This is a genomic window from Paenarthrobacter nicotinovorans (genome assembly GCF_021919345.1).
In the GTDB taxonomy this organism is placed as follows: domain Bacteria; phylum Actinomycetota; class Actinomycetes; order Actinomycetales; family Micrococcaceae; genus Arthrobacter; species Arthrobacter nicotinovorans.
Genome location: NZ_CP089293.1, coordinates 2,135,894 through 2,150,764 on the forward strand (window position 1 = coordinate 2,135,894; position 14,871 = coordinate 2,150,764).

At 62.8% G+C, this 14,871-nt stretch carries 17 protein-coding genes; 9 read left to right on the forward strand and 8 right to left on the reverse strand.

Annotated elements, in window-relative coordinates; genetic code table 11:
* The first annotated feature begins 42 nt into the window (after positions 1-42).
* From JMY29_RS09950 to JMY29_RS09975, 6 genes are read left to right on the forward strand one after another with little or no spacing between them, the layout of a single operon-like run.
* Positions 43-864: a helix-turn-helix transcriptional regulator gene (locus tag JMY29_RS09950; protein ID WP_026267140.1), complete on the forward strand. Its 822-nt coding sequence runs from the start codon at positions 43-45 to the stop codon at positions 862-864.
* Complete coding sequence (gene sufB, locus JMY29_RS09955) at positions 864-2,327, forward strand: Fe-S cluster assembly protein SufB (RefSeq protein ID WP_018777575.1); 1,464 nt, start codon at positions 864-866, stop codon at positions 2,325-2,327. The genes JMY29_RS09950 and sufB overlap by 1 nt, the downstream gene beginning before the upstream one ends.
* Before the next feature lie 2 nt (positions 2,328-2,329).
* On the forward strand, positions 2,330-3,634 hold the full coding sequence (sufD, locus tag JMY29_RS09960) for a Fe-S cluster assembly protein SufD (RefSeq protein ID WP_018777576.1): 1,305 nt from the start codon (positions 2,330-2,332) through the stop codon (positions 3,632-3,634).
* A 36-nt stretch (positions 3,635-3,670) separates the two neighbouring features.
* Positions 3,671-4,027: a non-heme iron oxygenase ferredoxin subunit gene (locus tag JMY29_RS09965; protein WP_018777577.1), complete on the forward strand. Its 357-nt coding sequence runs from the start codon at positions 3,671-3,673 to the stop codon at positions 4,025-4,027.
* Positions 4,028-4,070: 43 nt separating this feature from the next.
* Positions 4,071-4,856, forward strand: coding sequence for a Fe-S cluster assembly ATPase SufC (sufC, locus tag JMY29_RS09970; protein WP_018777578.1), 786 nt, complete (start codon positions 4,071-4,073; stop codon positions 4,854-4,856).
* Positions 4,857-4,869: 13 nt separating this feature from the next.
* Entirely contained in the window at positions 4,870-5,202 is a 333-nt protein-coding gene (locus JMY29_RS09975) for a metal-sulfur cluster assembly factor (RefSeq protein ID WP_018777579.1), read from the forward strand.
* 85 nt (positions 5,203-5,287) lie between these two features.
* Here JMY29_RS09975 and ypfJ read toward each other — a convergent pair whose 3' ends face one another.
* A complete protein-coding gene (gene ypfJ, locus JMY29_RS09980; RefSeq protein ID WP_018777580.1) occupies positions 5,288-6,190 on the reverse strand; it encodes a KPN_02809 family neutral zinc metallopeptidase in 903 nt (300 codons plus the stop codon).
* A gap of 61 nt (positions 6,191-6,251) precedes the next feature.
* Here ypfJ and JMY29_RS09985 point away from each other — a divergent pair, with 61 nt between their 5' ends.
* On the forward strand, positions 6,252-7,679 hold the full coding sequence (locus JMY29_RS09985; RefSeq protein ID WP_189075584.1) for a class I adenylate-forming enzyme family protein: 1,428 nt from the start codon (positions 6,252-6,254) through the stop codon (positions 7,677-7,679).
* Positions 7,651-8,865 (forward strand): thiolase family protein, encoded by a 1,215-nt coding sequence (locus JMY29_RS09990; protein WP_110504619.1) that lies wholly within the window; start codon positions 7,651-7,653, stop codon positions 8,863-8,865. Before JMY29_RS09985 ends, JMY29_RS09990 begins: the two co-directional genes overlap by 29 nt.
* Here JMY29_RS09990 and JMY29_RS09995 read toward each other — a convergent pair.
* Genes JMY29_RS09995 through JMY29_RS10005 form a run of 3 tightly spaced genes read right to left on the reverse strand, consistent with a single transcriptional unit; the run spans position 8,850 to position 10,854 of the window.
* On the reverse strand, positions 8,850-9,497 hold the full coding sequence (locus JMY29_RS09995; protein WP_018777583.1) for an energy-coupling factor transporter transmembrane component T family protein: 648 nt from the start codon (positions 9,495-9,497) through the stop codon (positions 8,850-8,852). The two genes, JMY29_RS09990 and JMY29_RS09995, sit on opposite strands and share 16 nt — an antisense overlap.
* A complete protein-coding gene (locus JMY29_RS10000; protein WP_189075583.1) occupies positions 9,494-10,231 on the reverse strand; it encodes an energy-coupling factor ABC transporter ATP-binding protein in 738 nt (245 codons plus the stop codon). The genes JMY29_RS09995 and JMY29_RS10000 overlap by 4 nt, the downstream gene beginning before the upstream one ends.
* On the reverse strand, positions 10,228-10,854 hold the full coding sequence (locus JMY29_RS10005; RefSeq protein WP_189075582.1) for a biotin transporter BioY: 627 nt from the start codon (positions 10,852-10,854) through the stop codon (positions 10,228-10,230). Before JMY29_RS10005 ends, JMY29_RS10000 begins: the two co-directional genes overlap by 4 nt.
* Before the next feature lie 275 nt (positions 10,855-11,129).
* Here JMY29_RS10005 and JMY29_RS10010 point away from each other — a divergent pair, with 275 nt between their 5' ends.
* Complete coding sequence (locus JMY29_RS10010) at positions 11,130-12,728, forward strand: ABC-F family ATP-binding cassette domain-containing protein (RefSeq protein WP_018777586.1); 1,599 nt, start codon at positions 11,130-11,132, stop codon at positions 12,726-12,728.
* A gap of 28 nt (positions 12,729-12,756) precedes the next feature.
* On the opposite strand, the gene JMY29_RS10015 is transcribed toward JMY29_RS10010, so the two are convergent.
* Genes JMY29_RS10015 through JMY29_RS10030 form a run of 4 tightly spaced genes read right to left on the reverse strand, consistent with a single transcriptional unit; the run spans position 12,757 to position 14,865 of the window.
* A complete protein-coding gene (locus JMY29_RS10015; RefSeq protein WP_055975727.1) occupies positions 12,757-13,242 on the reverse strand; it encodes a YbaK/EbsC family protein in 486 nt (161 codons plus the stop codon).
* Entirely contained in the window at positions 13,226-14,092 is an 867-nt protein-coding gene (locus JMY29_RS10020; protein ID WP_189075581.1) for an SURF1 family cytochrome oxidase biogenesis protein, read from the reverse strand. The genes JMY29_RS10015 and JMY29_RS10020 overlap by 17 nt, the downstream gene beginning before the upstream one ends.
* Positions 14,093-14,365, reverse strand: coding sequence for a hypothetical protein (locus JMY29_RS10025; RefSeq protein WP_189075580.1), 273 nt, complete (start codon positions 14,363-14,365; stop codon positions 14,093-14,095).
* On the reverse strand, positions 14,362-14,865 hold the full coding sequence (locus JMY29_RS10030; RefSeq protein WP_018777590.1) for a DUF3099 domain-containing protein: 504 nt from the start codon (positions 14,863-14,865) through the stop codon (positions 14,362-14,364). The genes JMY29_RS10025 and JMY29_RS10030 overlap by 4 nt, the downstream gene beginning before the upstream one ends.
* Positions 14,866-14,871: the final 6 nt, after the last annotated feature.

A 14,871-nucleotide genomic window follows, 5' to 3' on the forward strand; every position in this document is an offset into this window, starting at 1 on the left:
GATGCGTGAAACAAATTACGACATGATTGTGTTGTGTATTCCATGAGCAGTCCAGTATCCATGCCCCAAAAGCGGCATGCTGCAGCGGGAGAGGCCCTTGTTGCCTCACCCTCGCTGCCGGACGCGGATGACCGCACCCGTGACCGCGTCCTCAGCGCCGTGCTCGAGAATGGTCCTGTCAGCGCAGCCGAGCTGGGAGATCTCCTCGGATTTACTCCCGCCGCCGTTCGCAGGCACCTTGACCATCTTGAACGCAGTGGCGTCATTGAGGTCAAGCGTGTTGCCAAGGCCGGTTCAGGTGCCGGTCGGCCCGCGCGTCGCTATGTCCTGAGTTCACAGGGGCAGTCCAAGCTGGGCGATGACTACCTGAACATCGCAAGCTCGGCCCTGCGTCGCCTCCAGGAACTTGCGGGCGAGGACGCTGTCCGGGAGTATGCGGAAGAGCGTTTCGCGGACATGGAAAGGCGCTATGCACCGGAAGTCCAGGCCGCAGGGGACGACATCACCGCCAGGGCCATGGCACTATCCAAGGCATTGAGCCGCGACGGCTTTGTTGCCTCCGCCCATTCCATCGAAGCCAAGGCCCCGTTGCCCGCAGCGTTGTCCAGCGTTCAGCTGTGCCAAGGGCATTGCCCCATTCAACGTCTCGCCGCGGAGTTCCCGGTGTTCTGCGATGCCGAGACCAAGGTCTTCTCCCGTTTGGTGGGAGTCGACGTCCGGCGCCTCTCGACGCTCGCGCAGGGCGGACATGTTTGCACCACCCACATACCTACCGGGCGATTGGCTGCCACGGTGCCCCCAGGCGCCGAAGTGCAACCCAAGAGCCCGTATCAGGAATCTAACAACCAGCAAGAAAGGCCGTGATGACGGACCAAATAGCAGAGAAAGCGGTAGCCGACGGCACTGTGATCTCGGAGATTCTGGAGAAGAATCCCGAACTGCACGGTATCGGAAACTACGAGTACGGCTGGGCCGACAAGAACGACGTAGGCGCCAATGCCCGTCGTGGCCTCAACGAGGAGGTCGTCCGCGACATCTCCTCGAAGAAGAACGAGCCCGAATGGATGCTCGATCTGCGCCTCAAAGGCCTGAAGTACTTCGACCGCAAACCCATGCCTACCTGGGGTGCGGACCTCTCGGGCATCGATTTCGATAACATCAAGTACTTCGTGCGCTCCACCGAAAAGCAGGCGGCAACCTGGGAAGACCTTCCCGAGGACATCCGGAACACCTACGAGAAACTGGGTATTCCGGAAGCTGAGCGCAGCCGCCTCGTCTCGGGCGTGGCCGCCCAGTACGAGTCCGAGGTTGTCTACCACCAGATCCGTGAGGACCTGGAAGCCCAGGGCGTCATCTTCCTGGACACCGACACCGCGCTGCGTGAGCACCCTGAGATCTTCCAGGAGTACTTCGGCACCATCATCCCCGTGGGCGACAACAAGTTCGCATCGCTGAACACGGCTGTTTGGTCCGGCGGATCATTCGTGTATGTGCCCAAGGGTGTGCACGTCGACATCCCGCTCCAGGCCTACTTCCGTATCAACACGGAGAACATGGGCCAGTTCGAGCGCACCTTGATCATCGCCGATGAGGACTCCTACGTTCACTACATCGAAGGTTGCACGGCTCCGATCTACACCTCGGACTCGCTGCACTCCGCGGTCGTGGAGATCATCGTGAAGAAGGGCGCACGCGTCCGCTACACGACCATCCAGAACTGGTCCAACAACGTGTACAACCTGGTCACCAAGCGTGCCATCTGCGAAGAGGGCGCCACCATGGAGTGGGTCGATGGCAACATCGGCTCCAAGGTGACCATGAAGTACCCGGCCGTCTACCTCGTTGGCGAGCATGCCAAGGGTGAGACGCTGTCCATCGCTTTCGCAGGCGAGGGCCAGCACCAGGACACCGGCTCAAAGATGGTCCACATCGCGCCGAACACCAAGAGTTCCATCATTTCCAAATCAGTCGCCCGTGGTGGTGGCCGCGCTGCCTACCGCGGCTTGGTCCAGGTCCGCGAGGGTGCCAAGCACTCTGCCAACACGGTTCGTTGTGACGCGCTGCTGGTGGACACCATTTCGCGGTCGGACACGTACCCGTACATCGACATCCGTGAGGATGACGTCGTACTCGGCCACGAGGCCACCGTTTCCCGTGTCAGCGAAGAACAGCTCTTCTACCTGATGTCCCGCGGAATGCCGGAGGACGAGGCCATGGCCATGATCGTGCGCGGCTTTATCGAGCCGATCGCCCGCGAGTTGCCCATGGAATATGCCCTTGAGCTGAACCGCTTGATTGAACTTCAGATGGAAGGATCCGTCGGTTAATAATGACTGATATCACTACTGAAAAGGCCCGCATCGGCGCGCCTTCAGCACAGCCCTTTATCGACGGCTTCACGGAGGAAGGCGAGAACCTCTCGCCCATCAACGCTGACGGTTCGACGGCGGCAAAGCCGTCGGCGGGTCCGCTCGCGGGCGCTTCGTCCAAGAGCCACTCCCACGGTGGCGGGGTAGGCGTCCCGGACAGCTCCCGCGCCGGCCGTCTCACCTCGTACAACCTTGACGATTTCAAGGCACTGACCGGACTCGAAGAGGACTGGCGGTTTACTCCGCTTCGTCGTCTCCGTGGGCTGCACTCCGAAGCCCTTATCGGCGCGGCGCCGGCTGTCACGGTTTCCGCACCCGCCGGCGTCACTGTCGAAACTGTCGGCCGTGATGACCGCCGCATCGGTCTGGCCGGCATTCCGGAAGACCGTGTTTCTGCCAACGCCTGGTCCGGCTTCAAGGAAGCCACTGTGATCACGGTTCCCTCGGAGACCACGCTCGAGTCGGAAATCACGGTTACCTTGACCGGCGCCGGTACCGATGCCGCTGCCCAGCACATCGTTGTGGTGGCGGAGAAGTTCTCCAAGGGTGTCCTGGTCCTCGGCCACGAAGGTTCTGCCGTTGTGTCGGAGAACGTGGAAATCGTTCTTGAGGATGGCGCAGAGCTGACCGTAGTGTCCCTGCAGGAATGGAACGATGACTCCGTTCATGCTTCGTCCCAGCAGGCGAAGATCGGCCGCGATGCCAAGTTCAAGCACATCGTGGTCAGCCTCGGTGGAGACCTCGTCCGTGTCACCCCGACTGCACGCTTTGCTGCTCCGGGTGGCGAGGTTGAACTCTTCGGCCTGTACTTCGCAGACGCCGGCCAGCACCTTGAGCACCGCACGTTCGTTGACCACGGTCAGGCGAACTGCGTGTCCAACGTGCTGTACAAGGGTGCTTTGCAAGGCAAGGGTGCACACACCGTATGGGTGGGCGATGTCCTGATCCAAAAGAATGCCGAAGGAACCGACAGCTACGAGAAGAACCAGAACCTGGTTCTGACCGATGGCTGCCGCGCCGACTCCGTGCCGAACCTGGAGATCGAGACGGGTCTCATTGCCGGTGCAGGCCACGCCAGCGCTACCGGACGTTTCGACGACGAGCACCTCTTCTACCTCATGGCCCGCGGTATTCCGGAAGAAGTTGCCCGCAGGCTCGTAGTCCGCGGCTTCCTCAACGAGATCATCCAGAAGATCAACGTACCGGCCATCGAAGATCGCCTGACGGACGCTGTTGAGCGCGAGCTCGCGGCGACCGAGAACTAACGACGAACCCAACAAAGACAGGCAGTCCGGACAAGCATGAGTGAACAAACCAAGGGCGAACTGGTATGCAACGCCAATGACATCCAGGTCAAGCAGGCCCTGCGGGTTCTCATTGACGACTATCCCGTAGCGATCGTCAGGGATTCCATGGGCGAAATCCACGCCATTGGCGATACCTGCTCGCATGCGGATATCTCGTTGTCCGAAGGCGAAGTTGAAGGTTGCGCAATCGAATGCTGGGGACACGGTTCCCAGTTCGATCTCCGCAGCGGACAACCCCTCCAGCTGCCCGCCTACGATCCCGTGCCCGTGTTCGCCGTCACCCTCGACGGCGATGACGTTTACGTGGACGTGACCAACGTTGTGAACGGCGCTTCGGTAGAGAACTACTGAGCGCCCAGTACCGCCAGACTTACGAACGAAAAGAAAGAAGAGCATGTCTACTCTTGAGATCAACGACCTGCACGTCAGCATTGAGACGGAGCAGGGCACCAAGGAGATCCTGAAGGGCGTCAGCCTGACCATCAGGACCGGCGAAACCCACGCCATCATGGGCCCCAACGGCTCGGGAAAGTCCACCCTCGCCTCCACGATCGCCGGCCACCCGCGCTACACGGTCACCAGCGGCACCATCACGCTGGACGGCGAGAACGTGCTGGACATGAGCGTTGACGAGCGCGCCCGCGCCGGCCTCTTCCTGGCCATGCAGTACCCGGTGGAGGTCCCCGGTGTGACCATGACCAACTTCCTGCGCACCGCCAAGACCGCGATCGACGGCGAAGCACCGGCACTTCGTACCTGGACCAAGGACGTCAAGGCTGCCATGCAGCAGCTGCGCATCGACGCCGACTTCGCCCAGCGCAACGTCAACGAAGGCTTCTCCGGTGGTGAGAAGAAGCGCGTGGAGATCCTGCAGCTGGAACTCTTCAAGCCGAAGTTCGCCATCCTGGACGAGACCGACTCCGGCCTCGACGTCGATGCTTTGAAGGTTGTCTCCGAAGGTGTGAACCGTGCGCACGACGCCGGTAACATGGGCACCCTGCTCATCACCCACTACACCCGCATCCTGCGCTACATCAAGCCGGAATTCGTCCACGTGTTCGTGGATGGCAAGGTTGTTGAGGAAGGTGGCCCCGAGCTTGCCGACCGCCTTGAAGAAGAGGGCTACGACCGCTACGCGCCAGGCGCCGGCGTTGCCGTTGCTCCTGCTGTGCAGGCCTAGTTAGGATCGTTCCATGACCGAAATCAACGCGGCGCGCACCAGCCTCGAGGATGTCGAGGAAGCGCTCAAGGACGTCATTGACCCCGAACTCGGAGTCAACGTGGTGGACCTTGGCCTCCTCTATGGCCTGAAGTACTCCGACGAGGACGGCGCCCTCCTGATCGACATGACACTGACCACGGCGGCCTGCCCGCTGACGGATGTGCTTGAAGAACAGGTAGGCAAGTCCCTCGACGGAGTTGTTGACGATTGGCGCCTGAACTGGGTCTGGATGCCGCCATGGGGTCCGGAGCGGATCACCGACGACGGCAAGGACCAGATGCGGGCCCTCGGCTTCAACATCTGATCCGGGATTTCCGCCCGCTAATGCGGGCATAAAGAAGGGTTCCGGGCTATATGCCCGGAACCCTTCTGCTCTTTAAGTGTGAAAGCTATGGGGTTGCCACTCCGAAGGTGTCGCACTTGTTGATGTCACCTGTGCTGTAGCCCTGATAGAACCACTTCTGCCGTTGTTGGCTGGATCCGTGCGTCCACGATTCGGGAGAGACCCGTCCAGTGGCGGCCTCCTGGATCCGGTCATCTCCGACGGCGGAAGCAGCCGACAGCGCGTCCTGCAGGTCCTGCTCGGTGAGGGGATCAAGGAAGGGCTTGCCGCTGGCATCAGTCTGCGTGGTGGCGTGGCGAACCCACAGCCCTGCATAGCAATCGGCCTGCAGTTCCACCCGAACGCCTCCCGACTGGGGTCCTTGCGGATCCTGCTGTGCCCGGTCGAGGTTGCCCAGGATGTTCTGGACATGGTGACCGAATTCATGGGCCACCACATATTCCTGGGCGAGCGGGCCGCCCGAAGAGCCAAACCGTGTCACCAGTTCATCGAAGAACCCGGGGTCGAAATAGGCCTTCACGTCGGCGGGGCAGTAGAACGGTCCAACAGCCGTGGTGGCCGGACCGCATCCGGTGTTGGTGGCCTGGTCAAAGATGACCGTTCCTGGCCGCGAGTATTTCACATTGTATTGGGCCAGGTAGTCGGGCCAGAAGGCATTCAGGCTGTTCACGGTGCCGGTGATGCGGCAGTCGAGGCGCTTGTCCGCGTCAGCCCCGGTCTGGCACTCCTGCACGCCCCCTGCTCCGGTTCCGCTTTCGACGGCGGGAGGCGGACTCCCTCCACCGCTCAGGTCTCCGAGGATGTTGGGGTTGATACCGAAGAGGGCGAGCAGCAGCACCACGATGCCACCACCGATGCCACCACCGATTTTGGTCCCTCTGCCCATACCACCGCCACGTCGGTCCTCGACTTGGGACGGGTCAAGCTGCGCGCCATCGTTGAAACTCATACAGTCAGAATAGACGTCACTTTTGATGCCAGAGTGTGGACACTGCCGTAAAATTGGCTGGATGCCTTTCCTGGACAAACTTCACATCTGGGCTGATGAGCGCCCGCACGACACCGCCGTCGTCGTGGGCAGCAGCCGGATCACGTGGGCCGGACTTCGCGACGACGCAGCAGGACTGCTGGCCGCCTCCGGCTCCACAACGGTGCTGGCCGAACCAAACTCCGTTGACTTCGTTGAGCGGTACGCTGCCGCCGTCGCGGGGGAGCGACGCTGCGCAATCCTTGACCCCCTCTGGCCTGCTCCAATGATTGAAGACGTAGCCTCGCGCCTTGTTGAATCCCGCAACTGCGGCGCAGCCAAAACTGCCGGAACAGCCGGAACCGCAATGGGGAGCGGTCTGCATGACGGAGATCCTTCAAGCACGTTCCTGGTTGGCCTGACCTCGGGTACTACCTCTGTTCCCAAAGCCTTCACCCGTTCCCGCCGCTCGTGGCAGGTCTCGTTCGAGGCTTCCATCGAATTCTTCGGACTCTCGCAGGATGACCACACGCTGGCGCCGGGCCCGCTTTCCGCGAGCCTGAACCTTTATGCCCTCTCCGAGTGCCTTTACGCGGGGGCCGCGTTCCACACCCTCGAATCATTCGATGTCGGAGACGCCCACGCGTCCATCAGCCATGACGGCATCACCCGCTTGGTCCTTGCCCCCACCATGCTGCGGTTGCTGAGCGAACGGGGCTTGGCGGGCGACGTGGACGCCTCCGGTATCCGCACTATCATCTGCGCCGGTTCGAAGCTGGACGCACGGACCCTGGAAGCTGCCAGGCGCTGGGCACCGCATGCTGCCATTTATGAGTACTACGGCGCTTCGGAGTTGAGTTTCGTCTCGGGTACCCGGCTGGCCGCCGGTGAACCGCTGGATGTGGGGGGCACGGGCATCGGAACCCCTTTCCCGGGCGTGGAGCTCAGCATTCTCGACGACGCCGGCAACGTTTTGCCCGAAGGCACCCACGGCAACATCAGCGTGCGCAGCGGAATGGTCAGCAATGGCTACTTGTGGGGCGACGACGGGCACGCCCTGCGCTGCCTCAACGGCTGGTACACGGTAGGGGACCAGGGCTACCTCCGAGGGGGAGTCCTCCACATTCTCGGCCGGCGTTCGGACATGATCGTCACTTCAGGGAAGAACGTGTACCCGCACGAGGTGGAACTGGCCATGGCCTGTGTGCCGGGCATCGAGGTGGCGGTCGCCGCCGGCGCACCTGACGACATCCGCGGTCAAAAGGTGATTGCCGGCGTCGTTCCTGCCTATGGCGCCGTCACGGCGACGCAGCTCCGCACCGGGCTCGACGGCCTGCTGGCGCGGGATAAGTGGCCGCTGCAGTTCTACCTGCTCTCCGAACTGCCAATGACGGATCGTGGCAAAGTCAGCCGTAAGGTGCTGCTGGATTGGATCAAGAACCATGATTCCAGGGCACAGCCCCTTGGTTAGCACGGCGACGCAAACGGATCCCGCCCGGCAACCTGTCATCATTGCGGCCCTTCGATCGCCGGTTTGCCGCGCCAACGGGCAGCTCAAGCATCTCCGCGCGCCGGATCTCCTGGCACCGGTCCTGGCTTCGCTGCTGGAGTCCACGGCGGTGGAACCCTCGGACGTGGACGACGTCATCATCGGCAACGCAGTGGGCGGGGGTGGAAACCTCGCCCGGTACGCCGCGCTCCAGGCCGGCTTGCCTGTCACCGTCCCGGGGCTAACGGTTGACCGTCAGTGCGGCTCTGGACTGGACGCCATAGCGCTGGCATCCCGGCTGGTTGCCGCCGGTGGTGATCCGCTGTTCCTGGCCGGCGGCGTCGAAAGCATCAGTACGGCCCCGGCCAGGGCCAACAAGGATCACGACGGCGGACTGGAGTTCTACTCCCGGGCCACCTTCGTGCCGCCACAGTTCGGAGACCCGGACATGGGAGTCGCTGCGGAAAATGTTGCCAGGACTTTCGGCGTGACCAGGGAGAGGCAGGACGAGTATGCCCTCCGCAGCCACCGCCGCGCAGTGGAGGCTGCCGCTGCGGGCCGATATTTCGACGAAATCGTCCCGCTGAGCGGCACTGAAGGGCCCGTGATGTCCGATGACGGTCCCAGGCCTTCGCTGCGACCCGCTTTGATGGCCCGTTTCCCGGCCGCCTTCGTGACCGGTGGAACAGTCACGGCAGCGAACTCGTGCTTCGACGCGGACGCCGCGTCCGCCGTCGTGGTGACCTCCATGGCGCGGGCAGTCGCGATGGGTGCGGTGGACGGACTCGAGGTGCTTGGCAACGACACGGCAGGCGTTGATCCGGATCTGCTGGGTATTGGTGCCGCCCATGCTGCCGAACGATTGCTCGCCAGTCGTGGTGTGGCAGCAAACACGCTGGACCTCATCGAGTTCAACGAGGCGTTCGCATCGCAAACGATCGCATGCCTGGAACACTTGGGCCTGGATCCTGCCCGGGCGAACCGTGAAGGCGGTGCCCTGGCGTTGGGTCATGGGTACGGTGCATCGGGGGCGGTTCTGGTGACGCGGCTCTTGGCGCAGGCCAGGAGACGGTACCGCGAGACAGGGTCCGGGGCCCTCGGGCTGGCGATGATCAGCATCGCCGGCGGCATGGGCACCGCCAGCCTTTTGCGTTACTCGCGGCTCTGACTCAAGGGTGCTTCGTCGGCTTCGCCCAGCCCCCTGGCAGCGAGGGCGTCGCCGGTCTGTCGTGCATAGGCCACGGTCGAGATGAACACGGGCAGGACCAAGGCCCTGGGGTTCCGTTCAAGGCCCCGGGCGCGCGCGGAATCGCGGACATCGGCGAAGGCGCCGGCGATAAACGGGATGCTGCGGAGCATCACGGCAATGGTCAGTGCGAAACGTTCGGGATCGGCGCCGAACCGGCGGAATGGTTTGGAGATGGACACCACGCCATCCAGCAAATCCTGCACGGGGGTGGTGGCGGTCAGCACTGAAGCGGCCACGACGCATACCAGTACATTCAGCACGATGCGCGCCGCTGTTGGTCCGCCCAACTGCCACCACTGGAAAAGACCGATGGCCAGAAGGATGGGCGTGACCATCCAGAGGGATCCCAGGAGTCGTTTGATCCCGGCACCGCTGAGCAGGAAAAGCCCGCACATGACGATGAAGACGGCCAGGGATACTGCCCAGTCGACGATCAGGAACGACGCCGTTCCGCAGGCCGCCACCACAAGGAATTTCAGCCACAGGGGAGTGCGGTGTATCAGGGAACTGCCAGGGACGTGCTGTGCGAGCAGGTGGCCGTGGCCCCTCACCTCGGTAATCCTTCCACGGGCATTTCGACTGCTGTACCTTCGCACAGCGCACGGTAATGGGCCACGGCTTCGGCCGCGCCGCCGTCGAACACTATGCGACCGTCCTCCACCACCAGGACGCGGTCCATGTCGAGAACCAGGTCGAGGTCATGCGTGGACATGATGACCTGTTGGTCCAGCCCCGCAATGGTTCGGCGCAAGAGCTCACGGTTGCGCAGATCCAGCAGGGTGGACGGTTCATCAAGGACCAGAACCCCGGGGTTGACGGCCAGCACCGCGGCCAGTGCGAGCAGTTGGCGTTCTCCGCCGGAGAGTTCATAGATGCTCTGGTCGGCCACGCGGAGGAGCCCGAAGCGGTCGAGGACGGCTTCAGCCCTGGCAGTACGTTCCTTGGAGTTCCTGACGGAACGCCGCAGGGACAACTCAACATCTTCCCGCCCTGTCGGCATCACCAGTTGGGACAACGGATCTGTGAAAACGAAACCTACGTTAGCCCGCACGCGGCGGACATCTGAATCCGTGCTGCGGCCATGCACCACGACTGTTCCATCAGTGGGAGCCACCAGACCGTTGAAGAGCCGGAGAAAGGTGGACTTGCCGGAGCCATTGGCACCGATCACACCGATACGACGCTCCGTGAGCTCCAGGGAAAACCGGTGCAGCAGTGTCTTGGGTGCGTCGCCTGTGTCCACAGCCACGCGCACCGAGACCCCGTTGAAACTGATGCTGTTCAACTTCCCTGCTTAACCCGACGTACCAGGACATCCGGGAATGCCTTGTGAATTGCCAGTGCGATGATCACGGCCAGGACGTTCTTGAGGGTGTCCCCGGGAAGGAACGGCAGGTCAGCGAGCAGTGCCTTGCTGAAGTCGAGTTTGGCGTTGACCATCATGCCGAGGATGCCCAGGCCATGGACAACAACGAGACTGCTGGCCATGGTGGCAGCGAACAGCCAAAGTCCCCGGTATTTGATGGTCCTGCGGATCACTACGGCGGCAAGGTAGCCTGTGGCCGCCGCCGCCAGCGGGAAAGCGATGATGTACCCGGCCGAAGGGCTCGCGAGGATACCCAGGCCGCTGCGGCCTCCGCTGAAGATGGGCAAACCTGCCAGGCCCAACGCGACATAGAGTCCGACGGCGGCGAAGCCGCGACCGGCGCCAAGTACCAGTCCGCTGAGCATCACGGTCAGGGTCACCAAAGTGATGGGCACACCAAGGGCGCCCACCGGAATGCCGGGTACGATCGACGACGCGGCCACGAGGGCTGCAAAGACGGCGATGAGACCGATATCGGTTGCGTTCCAGCGTTTGCGTGAGGTGGTGGGCCGCTGCACAGTGACAGCATCGGTCTTGCTCATGACGGGTCCTAACGGATGAGATGGGTGCGATGAAAGTACTTGTTTCCCCTGGCTTCGACAATACGGATGCGGGGCGACGTGGATTTTGGAGCCTCCCTACAAGGGTGCTCGGGGAATCTTTGGTCGTTGGCACAGTTTCCGCTGTGGAAGAGGATGTCAGTCCGTGCCCTGGGTGCCGGTAGACTTGAACAGGCTGTTCTCACGGCCGCACCCCGCCGCACTCATCGGGCCCACTGGCCCCCGCAGGCGTTCCCCATTGAAAGGCATCACCCGAATTGATTACCGTCCAGGAACTCGAACTCCGCGCCGGCGCACGCCTGCTCATGGACCAGGTCAACTTCAGGGTGGACAAAGGGGACAAGATCGGGCTGGTCGGCCGCAACGGTGCCGGCAAGACGACCCTGACGCGCGTCCTGGCAGGGGAGGGTCTTCCCGCAGGCGGCAAAGTGACGCGCAGTGGCGAGATCGGCTACCTGCCCCAGGATCCCCGGACGCCTGACATGGAACAGCTCGCCCGCGACCGTATCCTCTCGGCCCGCGGCCTGGATGTGGTGGTCGGAAAGCTGAAGAAGGCACAGCAGGAGATGGCCAGCGAAGACGCGTCCATTCAACGGAAGGCCATGAACCGGTACGACCGCTTGGAGTCGGAGTTCCTGGCCGGTGGCGGGTACGCCGCGGAGGCAGAGGCTGCCGCCATTTCCTCGAACCTGGCCCTTCCGGAGCGCATCCTCAACCAGCCGCTCAAGACACTGTCCGGTGGCCAGCGCCGCCGTGTGGAACTGGCCCGCATCCTGTATTCCTCGGCCGAAACGCTGCTGCTTGACGAACCGACCAACCACCTCGACGCCGACTCCATCACCTGGCTGCGGGACTTCCTGAAAGACCACCAAGGCGGCTTGATCGTGATCAGCCACGATGTGGAGCTGCTTGAGGCCACGGTCAACAAGGTCTACCATCTGGACGCCAACCGCGCCCAGATCGATTACTACAACATGGGCTGGAAGCGTTACCTCCAGCAGCGCGAAACCGATGAGCGCGCCCGTAAGCGCGAGCGTGCCAACGCAGAGAAGAAGGCCCAGGTCCTGATCGACCAGGCAAACAAGATGCGCGCCAAGGCCACCAAAGCCGTTGCCGCTCAGAACATGGCCAAACGTGCGGAACGCCTTCTCGGCGGGCTTGAAGCGGTTCGTGAAAACGATCGCGTGGCCGCCCTGCGCTTCCCGGATCCTTCACCGTGCGGCAAGACCCCGCTCACCGCGGAGGGCCTGAGCAAGTCCTACGGGTCCCTGGAAATCTTCACGGATGTGGATCTGGCCATCGACCGCGGCTCCAAAGTGGTCATCCTTGGCCTCAACGGTGCCGGCAAGACCACCCTCCTGCGTATGCTGGCCGGCGTCGACAAGCCTGATACCGGCGACATCATCCCGGGCCATGGACTCAAGGTGGGTTATTACGCCCAGGAGCACGAAACGCTGGACCACGAACGTACGGTGCTGGAAAACATGAGGTCGTCGGCTCCGGACATGAAGGACGCTGAGGTCCGCGGGATCCTGGGTTCGTTCCTGTTCTCCGGAGACGACGTCGACAAGCCCGCGGGAGTGCTTTCCGGTGGCGAGAAGACACGCCTGGCGCTTGCCACCATTGTGGCTTCGAGCGCCAATGTGCTGCTCCTTGACGAGCCCACGAACAACCTTGACCCTGCCAGCCGTGCCGAAATCCTGGGTGCGCTGAAGAACTACAGCGGCGCCGTCGTCATGGTCAGCCACGATGAAGGCGCAGTGTCAGCCTTGAACCCGGAGCGGGTAGTGCTGCTCCCGGACGGTGTCGAGGACCACTGGAACGAGGACTACCTGGACCTCATCACCCTGGCCTAAGGGCCGGCGGTTCCCCGCATGCATCGCGCTAACGAACCAGGAGTTCCTCGGCGTTCGTGATCCTGCGGAGTTCTTCATAACTGATGGAGAACATGGAGTTGTGGTCGCCGGCGCCGGCCCAGAGGACGGGGTGCTGTTCCAGCGAGGCATCCAGGATGGTCCGGATCCTGCCGGGGTGGCCCAGCGGGGCCACTCCACCCACTTCCTGACCCGTGTGCTCCAGCACGAATGCAGGCTTGGCGCGCCGGATCCTGCCGGTCCCAAGCTGATCTGCCACGAGTGCGGTGTCAACCTTGGCAGCGCCGCTGGCAAGGATCAGCAGCGGTTCGCCATCGACATCGAATATCAGGCTGTTGGTAATAGCTGCCACCTCGCAGCCAAGGACCGCCGCTGCAGCTGCGGCCGTAGGCACCTCGTCATCGAATACTTGGACTGTGTCCTTGGCGCCGGCGGCTATCAGGGCCGACCGCACGTTGTCCACGGGATCAGTAGCCGGTTCAGTAGCCTTGTGCATCCAGGATTGCGTCTTCCTCTTCTTCGGCTGTGGGCCGCTTGTTCTTGCGCGGGGCAGGGGCACGGCGCTTCGGGCTTCCGCCGGCGGCCATGATCTGCTCGTCCTCTTCGTCTTCGGCGTCGATGGCAGCGTTGCGGGCCTGTTGGCGCGCGGCGTAGCCGAACCCAATGAACATCAGGACTCCAAAGGCGAACCATTGAAGGGAGTAGGAGAGGTGGGTTCCTTCTTCGGTGGCCGGTTTGGGGAACGGTGTCGGCATGGGCTGCACGGCAGGTTCCTCGCTGGCCAGCTGTCCGTAGGCTCCGGTGGCGATGGGGTAGGAAAGTTCAGTGGCAAAGCTTGCCAGGTCAATGGAGGCAAGCTGCCCATCCACCGCCCCGCGGTCAAGCTTCGGTTCGGCGGGCTTCAGGCGCGCAACAACGGTGACCTCGCCTGTGGGAGGCGCCGGAACGACGTCGGGACGGCCCGGTGTGTTGTTGCCGATCGGCAGCCAGCCGCGGTCGATCACCACCGCCTCGCCGGTGGTGAGGCGGAAAGGAACCACGACCTCGTAGCCTGGCTGGCCGTTCAACGGGCGGTTGCGGACAACGCGCTGCCCGTCGATGTCGTAGCTGCCGCGGAGTTGGACCTGCGTCCATTCCCGTTCGGGATCCAGCGCGTTGAACTGGTCCTTGATCTCGGAATAGGGGATGGGCGTCGCGGAATAGTTGCTGACAACGCGATTGATTTCGGCGAGCGTCTCAGCCCTGCGGTCCATCTGCCAGCGCCCCAAAAACACACAGGCAGTCGCGAAAATCACGGCCAAAACGAAGTACCCCAGCCACTTGCTGGAGAAGAGGAAACGGTACATTCAGCGGGCCTCGTTCACTGCCGGATCATCGGTAAACGGCACCGTCTCTTTCCAGAGGCCCCGGGTCTGCAAGTAGTCTTCAAGCCATTCACGGTGCTCATCGCACGCAAGCCACACCTTTCGACGCTCCGGCGTGTGGATGCGAGGATTGTTCCACAGGAGCTGCCACCCGGCATCCTGGCGGCATCCCTTCCGGGAGCATGTGGCCGCTGCTGTGGCGCGAACGGAGTCCTGGCTGCCCAAGCCTGCGCTGCCAAGATTAAAGATATTCATGAAGCCGTCCGTCCGTCGCCGGGGTTGCCGGCTTCTCCTGCGTGGTCATTCGTTCCGGGGTCTGCGTCTCCCTCGGCCGGTGGGTCGTCCACCAATTCGCCCTGAAGCACCGTGGGCGCGTCGCCATCCTGGTCATCGTCAGGCAGGTCCGACCGCTCGAGTTCCGGAACTGCCACATAGTCCAGCAGTGAATCGCTGTGGTCCTCGGCTTTGTCGTTGCCGTTGGCGATGACCACGGCGATCCAGGGAAGAAAGACCGCGCCTGCAATGGCAATGATCTTGAACCAGCCGTCAACGACGAAAATCAGGACGATGCAGACCATGCGGATCCCCATGGCGACGGCGTACTTGATCATTCGTTCGCGCATGTCCTCGGAGTGCGCGGCAGCGGCATCGGTGATGCTGTGGACTTCGGGGTCGCTGGAGACCGCGTCCGGTTCCCCGGGCACTTGCTGCAGGGGGCTGTTCTCTCGTGTCACAGCTGAATCATCACGCTCCAAAGGCCT